The 6,108-nt window shown below is 67.8% G+C and carries 4 protein-coding genes and 1 pseudogene; 4 read left to right on the plus strand and 1 reads right to left on the minus strand.

What is annotated here, in order from left to right; translation table 11 throughout:
- Positions 1 to 2,025, plus strand: a pseudogene (locus tag IV091_RS09455) (excinuclease ABC subunit A); the annotation flags it as partial.
- A gap of 152 nt (positions 2,026 to 2,177) precedes the next feature.
- On the opposite strand, the gene IV091_RS09460 reads toward IV091_RS09455, so the two are convergent.
- Positions 2,178 to 2,909 carry a hypothetical protein gene (locus IV091_RS09460; RefSeq protein WP_293468023.1) on the minus strand — a complete coding sequence of 244 codons (732 nt, stop codon included), beginning with the start codon at positions 2,907 to 2,909 and terminating at the stop codon, positions 2,178 to 2,180.
- 304 nt (positions 2,910 to 3,213) lie between these two features.
- Between IV091_RS09460 and IV091_RS09465 the strand changes: the two genes are divergently transcribed.
- The 3 genes from IV091_RS09465 to IV091_RS09475 all read left to right on the plus strand — a co-directional run.
- Entirely contained in the window at positions 3,214 to 4,194 is a 981-nt protein-coding gene (locus tag IV091_RS09465; RefSeq protein WP_293468025.1) for a tripartite tricarboxylate transporter substrate binding protein, read from the plus strand.
- 33 nt (positions 4,195 to 4,227) lie between these two features.
- Complete coding sequence (locus tag IV091_RS09470; protein WP_293468027.1) at positions 4,228 to 5,130, plus strand: NAD(P)-dependent oxidoreductase; 903 nt, start codon at positions 4,228 to 4,230, stop codon at positions 5,128 to 5,130.
- Positions 5,131 to 5,147: 17 nt separating this feature from the next.
- Positions 5,148 to 6,108: AEC family transporter (locus IV091_RS09475; RefSeq protein WP_293468029.1), on the plus strand; the 961-nt coding region annotated here is incomplete at its 3' end.

The raw sequence follows: 6,108 nt of genomic DNA on the forward strand, positions 1-6,108 counted from the left end.
GACCCGCGCCTGTTCAGCTACAACAGCAAGCACGGCTGGTGCCCCGACTGCGTGGGCACCGGCGTGGCGCTGACCCGGGAGCAGCGCAAGGTGTTTGACGATTCGGTGATGGACGACGACCAGAAAGGCCGCGAGCAGAGCTTTGCCGAACCCGAGGTGGAGGACGTGGCCAGCACGGTCTGCCCGGGCTGCCAGGGCGCGCGCCTGAACCGCCAGGCCCGGGCCGTGAAGTTTGCCGGCGTCGGCATTGCCGACATTGCCGCGCTGTCGGTGACCGACGTGCAGCGCTGGGTCGACCAGCTGGCGCTGGCCGGGCGCGAAGCTGGCATTGCCCGCGACCTGATTCCCGAGATCAGGAGCCGGCTTGAATTCTTGCAGGACGTGGGCCTGGGCTACCTCACGCTGGACCGGGGCGCGCCCACGCTGTCGGGCGGCGAGGCGCAGCGCATCCGGCTGGCGGCGCAGCTGGGCTCGAACCTGCAGGGCGTCTGCTACGTGCTCGACGAGCCCACGATTGGCCTGCACCCGCGCGACAACCAGATTTTGCTGAGCGCTTTGGGCAAGCTCAGCGACCGGGGCAACACGCTGGTGGTGGTGGAACACGACGAAGACACGATTCGCCGCGCCGACAACATCATCGACATTGGCCCCGGCGCCGGCAAGCGCGGCGGGCGGCTGGTGGCGCAGGGCACCGCCGCGCAGCTGTCCGCCGTGCCCGAGTCGCTGACCGGCCGCTACCTGGCGCATCCCTTGATTCATCCTTTGCAGGTGCGCCGTGAAACGATGGCGGGCGCGGCGCCGGAGGCGGCTGTCTCGCCCGAGGCCGCCGCCTCCAGGCCCCTGAGCAAGGCCAAACAGGCCGCGCTGAAAGCCCAGGCCCTGAAAGCCGCAGCCGCCGACGCCAGCGCCCTGCACAACGCCGCCCCGGCAGCGGCCAGCCCGTACACCTCATGGCTCGGCGTGGTTGGTGCCACGCTGCACAACCTCAAAAATGTATCGGTCGATGTGCCGCTGCACCGCCTGGTCGCCGTCACCGGCGTGTCGGGCTCCGGCAAATCAACGCTGGCGCGCGATGTGCTGCTGGCCAATGTCCACGCCGGCGTGCTGCTGCGCGCGACCAAGGCCGGGCGCGAGGCCGACGACGCCGGCCAGCACCCGGCCTGGACTGGCTGCGAACGCGTAGCAGGCTACCGCGTCGTCGACCGCGTGCTCGAAGTCGACCAGACGCCGATTGGCAAGACCCCGCGCTCCTGCCCGGCCACCTACATCGGTTTCTGGGACACGGTGCGCAAGCTGTTCGCCGACACGCTGGAAGCCCGCGCGCGCGGCTACGCGGCCGGGCGCTTTTCGTTCAATACCGGCGAAGGCCGCTGCCCGACCTGCGAAGGCGCGGGCGTGCGCACCATCGCCATGAGCTTTCTGCCCGACGTGAAGGTGCTGTGCGAAACCTGCCATGGCGCCCGCTTCAACCCCGAAACGCTGGCCGTGACCTGGCGCGGCAAAAGCATTGGCGACGTGCTGCGCATGGAAGTCGACGAGGCGGTGGACTTCTTTGCGTCCATGCCCGCCATCGGCCACCCGCTGCAGTTGCTCAAGGATGTGGGCCTGGGCTACCTCACGCTGGGCCAGCCGTCGCCCACGCTGTCGGGCGGCGAAGCGCAGCGCATCAAGCTGGTGACGGAGCTAGCCAAGGTGCGCGACGACATCACAAGGCGCGGCCAGAAAGCGCCGCACACGCTGTATGTGCTGGACGAGCCCACGGTGGGGCTGCACATGGCCGACGTTGAAAAGCTGATCCAGGTGCTGCACCGGCTGGTGGCCGGTGGCCACAGCGTGATCGTCATCGAGCACGACCTCGACGTGATCGCCGAAGCCGACTGGGTGATTGACCTGGGGCCGGACGGCGGCAATGCCGGCGGGCAGGTGGTGGCCGCCGCGCCGCCCGAGGCGGTGGTGGCGCTGGGCACGCACACCGGCGTGGCGCTCAGGAGCGTGCTGGCGCGGGTTGCGGGTGCTACTGAATAAGCAGCTTCTGCGCCGGAAATAGACAAGGCCCCGAAGGGCCTTGTCTTAACCTGGCGGCATGGATCCGTCAGACGTAACTTTGGGGCAGTCACCACGATGCATGGGAAGCCTGTTCGCGCGACAAGGCGCGTCCAGGACTTCAGCCAGTGGCGTTATTTGCTTCCGCCGCCGCCGCCGCCGCCACCGCCACCGCCACCGCCGCCGCCGCCACCACCACCGCCATTTCCGCCGCTGCCGTTTCCACCACCGTTACCGTTGCCTCCGCCGCCGCCGTTACTGTTACCGGCATTTCCGGCGGTGTCGCTTTTTCCGCTGCTGGCAGCAGACTTGCCAGCGGCCTTGTCAGTGCTTTGTGCCTTGCTGGTGCGATCTGCCTTGGCCACGTTTTCAGCCTTTGCCGTCCGGTCGGCCTTCTTGCCGCTCTGATCGGTTTTGGACGCGCTCACGACATCCCCCAGCCTGACACCCATGCTTTGAGCGATCTGCCCCCAGCCCAGCCCCTCGGCCCTTTGTCCCAGCACGCCGCTCAGGGCGCTGGCCAGTTGCGAGGGTGTTGGGTTGGTGATGCCTTGCTTGCTCAGTGAAGTCTGGGACAGCGCGAGTGCGATATTGATGTTGCCGTAACCCATCTTGCCGGTTGCCGGTGAAACAGTGGCCGACGGTGCGTTCGGGTTGGACGGGCTGGCACTCAGCGTAATGTCGGAGCTGGTGCGAAGCCCGCTGACCAGCGACTGGGCATTGGTTTTTGAACCCGCCATGGTGCTGTAGCTGTCCGCCAGTTTGTCGCCCGCCGTATTGGTGCCCGTCTGCGCCCACGCTTGCGCGCCACCCAGCATGAAAGCGCTGGCAACGCCCAGGGCGATGATGGTTTTCTTGATCAACATAAAAATGACCCCGTTCTAGTGAATGGATGAAGCTGCGAATTGCAGCCTTGAGTTTTTATTCTAGGGGGCTGTGCCTGCCGGGAATGCTGCTGGAGGCCGCCTCCTACATCAGGTCAGCGTTTCGCGGCGGCTTTCGGCTTGCCGCCCCAGGGACAACGTTGACGGGCCGCTATCCATTTCCCATCTAGCAGCTAGACCGGGCAGGGCCTGCCAGGCGGGCGGCATATTGCGCACAATCGGGGGTAGTTGTGGCGGCTGCACCAGGGTGTGGCTGTCTTCTGTGTTTTGACTGAAGGATCTGCCCATGTTGTCCCGCCGCCATCTCGTTGCCCACAGCCTGCTGCTGGGCGCCGCCTTCAGCCTGCCGCTCGCCGCCAGTGCCCAGACGGCTTTTCCGTCCAGGCCGCTGCGCATCGTGGTGCCCAACGCGCCGGGCGGCGCTGCCGACCTGACGGCCCGTGCGGTGGGCCAGAAGATGGGCGAGGCGATGGGCCAGCCGGTGGTGATCGACAACAAGCCCGGCGCTGGCGGCGTGTCGGCGGGCGATATGGTGGCCAAGGCCGCGCCAGACGGCCACACGCTGCTGCTGATTTCCAGCGGCACGGCAGTGAGCGCGTCGCTGTTCAAGTCGCTGCCGTTCGACACCGTGAAGGACTTCATTCCGGTGGCCCTGCTGGCGTCGTTTGACCTGGTGATCGTGGTGGCCGAGGGTGGGCGCTTCAAGACCCTGTCGGAACTGGTGGCGTGGGGCAAGGCCAACCCGGGCAAGCTCAACATCGGCACACCCAACATCGGCACCACGCAGCACCTGGCGGCGGAACTGTTCAAGTCTGCTGCCGGGCTGGATGCGCAGATCGTGCCCTTCAATGGCACGCCGGCCGTCATCAACGCGCTGCGCGGTGGCCAGATCGATGTGGGGCTGGACATTCTGAGCCCGCTGCTGTCGCAGATCAAAGCCAAGGCGCTGCACCCGCTGGCCATCACCGGCGCCCAGCGCTCGCGCATGCTGCCCGAGGTGCCTACGGCCAAAGAGGCGGGGGTGCCCGGCTTTGCGGTGGCGTCGTGGAACGGCCTGGCCGTGCCCGCCAACACGCCGAAAGAGGTGGTTGCCCGCCTGAACCGGGAGGTCACGGCGGCGCTCAACGATCCGGACGTCAAAAAGCGGCTCGAAGCCCTGAACCTGGACCCGCAGCCCGGCACGCCCGAGCAGGCGGCGGCCTTGCTCAACAACGACATCAAGCGCTGGGGCGACGTGATCGTGCGCGCCAGGATTCCGCGCCTGTAGTCCTTGGTTCCTGTTTTTTGATTGGATTTCCGCATGAACATCGAACGCATCGGCCTGATCGGCTATGGCGAAGTCGGCAAGATTTTCAGCGCCGGCCTGCGAGGCCAGCCCGGCGTGGTCGCCACGGCGGCCTGGGACCTGAAGCTGGCCAATCCCGCCACGCAGGCGGCCGAGCGCGCCCATGCGCAGGCGGCGGGCGTGGCGGCCCAGCCCTCCATGCAGGCCCTGTGCGACGCCAGCGACCTGGTCATTTCAGCCGTCACCGCGTCCAACACGCTGGCCGTGGCGCAAGAAGCGGCGCAGACCATCCGGCCTGGCGCGCTGTTCCTGGACCTCAATTCCGCCTCGCCCGGCACCAAGCAGCAGTGCGCAGCGCTGATTGAAGCGGCCGGCGCGCATTATGTGGAAGCGGGGGTCATGACCTCGGTGCCGCCTTACGGCATCAGGGTGCCCATGTTGCTGGGCGGTGCCAAAGCGGCCGAACTGGCGCTGCTGCTGACCGGCTGGGGCATGGACGCCAGGGCCGTGAGCGAGCGGCTGGGCGTGGCCAGCGCCATCAAGATGTGCCGCAGCGTGATGATCAAGGGTCTGGAAGCGCTGGTGATTGAAAGCTACACCATGGCCCGCGCCTATGGCGTCGAAGACCAGGTGCTGCCCACGCTGCAGGAAACCTTTCCGAGCATTGACTGGAGCGCGCAGGGCGCGTATTTTTTCAGCCGCGTGGTGCAGCACGGCCAGCGCCGGGCCGAGGAAATGCGCGAGGCGGCCAACACCGTGCGCGAGGCCGGCTTTGAGCCCCTGATGGCCGCCGCCATCGCGGCCAGGCAGCAGTGGGTGGCCGACCAGGCCAGGGCCGGCGTGTTTGCCGAAGTGGGCAAGGGCGCGCGCTGGCAGGACTACGCCGACTGCCTGCTGGCGGCGCGGCCGAAACCATGAGCTGCTGACCACGCCAGATGCTCGACATACTGGCGATCACCGGCCCGATCTACATCACCATCGCCCTGGGCTTTGCCACCACGCGGCTGGGCCTGTTCAGCAAGTCCGACATGCGGGTGCTGGGCAAGTTCGTGGTCAACCTGGCGTTGCCCGCGCTGCTGTTCAACGCGCTGGCGCAGCGTTCGCTGGGCGAGATCCTCAATGGCCGCTACCTGCTGGTGTATGCCGCCGGTTCCCTGCTGGCGCTGGGGCTTGGCTGGCTGTGGGCGCGCCGCGGGGCGGGGCAGGACGGCACCACCAGCGCCTACTACGCCATGGGCACGGCCTGCTCCAACAGCGGCTTTGTCGGCTACCCGATCGCGCTGCTCACGCTGGGGCCGGTGGCGGGTGTGATGCTGGGGCTGAACATGATGGTTGAAAACCTGCTGCTGATCCCGCTGCTGCTGGCGCTGGCCGAGCGCGGCGACGGGCACGGCGGCGCCTGGCACCGCGCGCTGCGCCAGTCGCTGGTCAATTTGCTGCGCACGCCCATGGTGCTGGGGCTGCTGGCGGGCTTGCTGGTGTCGCTGATGGGCTGGCAGCTGCCGTCGCCGGTAGCGCGCACGGTCACGCTGTTTTCGCAGGCCAGCGGGGCGTTGTCGCTGTTTGTGATTGGCGGCGCGCTCGTGGGGCTGCAGATCCAGGGCCTGCGGCGCCAGGTGGCGCAGATCGTGGTGGGCAAGCTGCTGCTGCATCCGCTGGCGGTGCTGGCCGTGCTGCTGCTGTGCGAGGCCGCCGGCCTGCTGCCGCTGGAGCCGCAGCTGCGCATGGGGGTGGTGCTGACGGCGGCCATGCCGATGCTGGGCATTTACCCCATCCTGGCGCAAAAGCATGGGCAGGAGGGGCTGGCGGCGGCGGCGCTGCTGGGGGCGACCGTGGCATCGTTTATGTCGATCAGCGTGCTGCTGTGGGTTTTTCAGCAGGCGCCGGGGTGGGGGC

Source organism: Polaromonas sp. (assembly GCF_018780625.1).
Lineage (GTDB): Bacteria > Pseudomonadota > Gammaproteobacteria > Burkholderiales > Burkholderiaceae_C > Polaromonas.

What these genes read in the sequence shown, in the direction of transcription:
- IV091_RS09465 (WP_293468025.1), top strand. Translation starts at nt 3,214, where the DNA reads ATGTTGTCCCGCCGCCATCTCGTTGCCCACAGCCTGCTGCTGGGCGCC.
- IV091_RS09460 (WP_293468023.1), bottom strand. Translation starts at nt 2,909, where the DNA reads ATGTTGATCAAGAAAACCATCATCGCCCTGGGCGTTGCCAGCGCTTTC.
- IV091_RS09470 (WP_293468027.1), top strand. Translation starts at nt 4,228, where the DNA reads ATGAACATCGAACGCATCGGCCTGATCGGCTATGGCGAAGTCGGCAAG.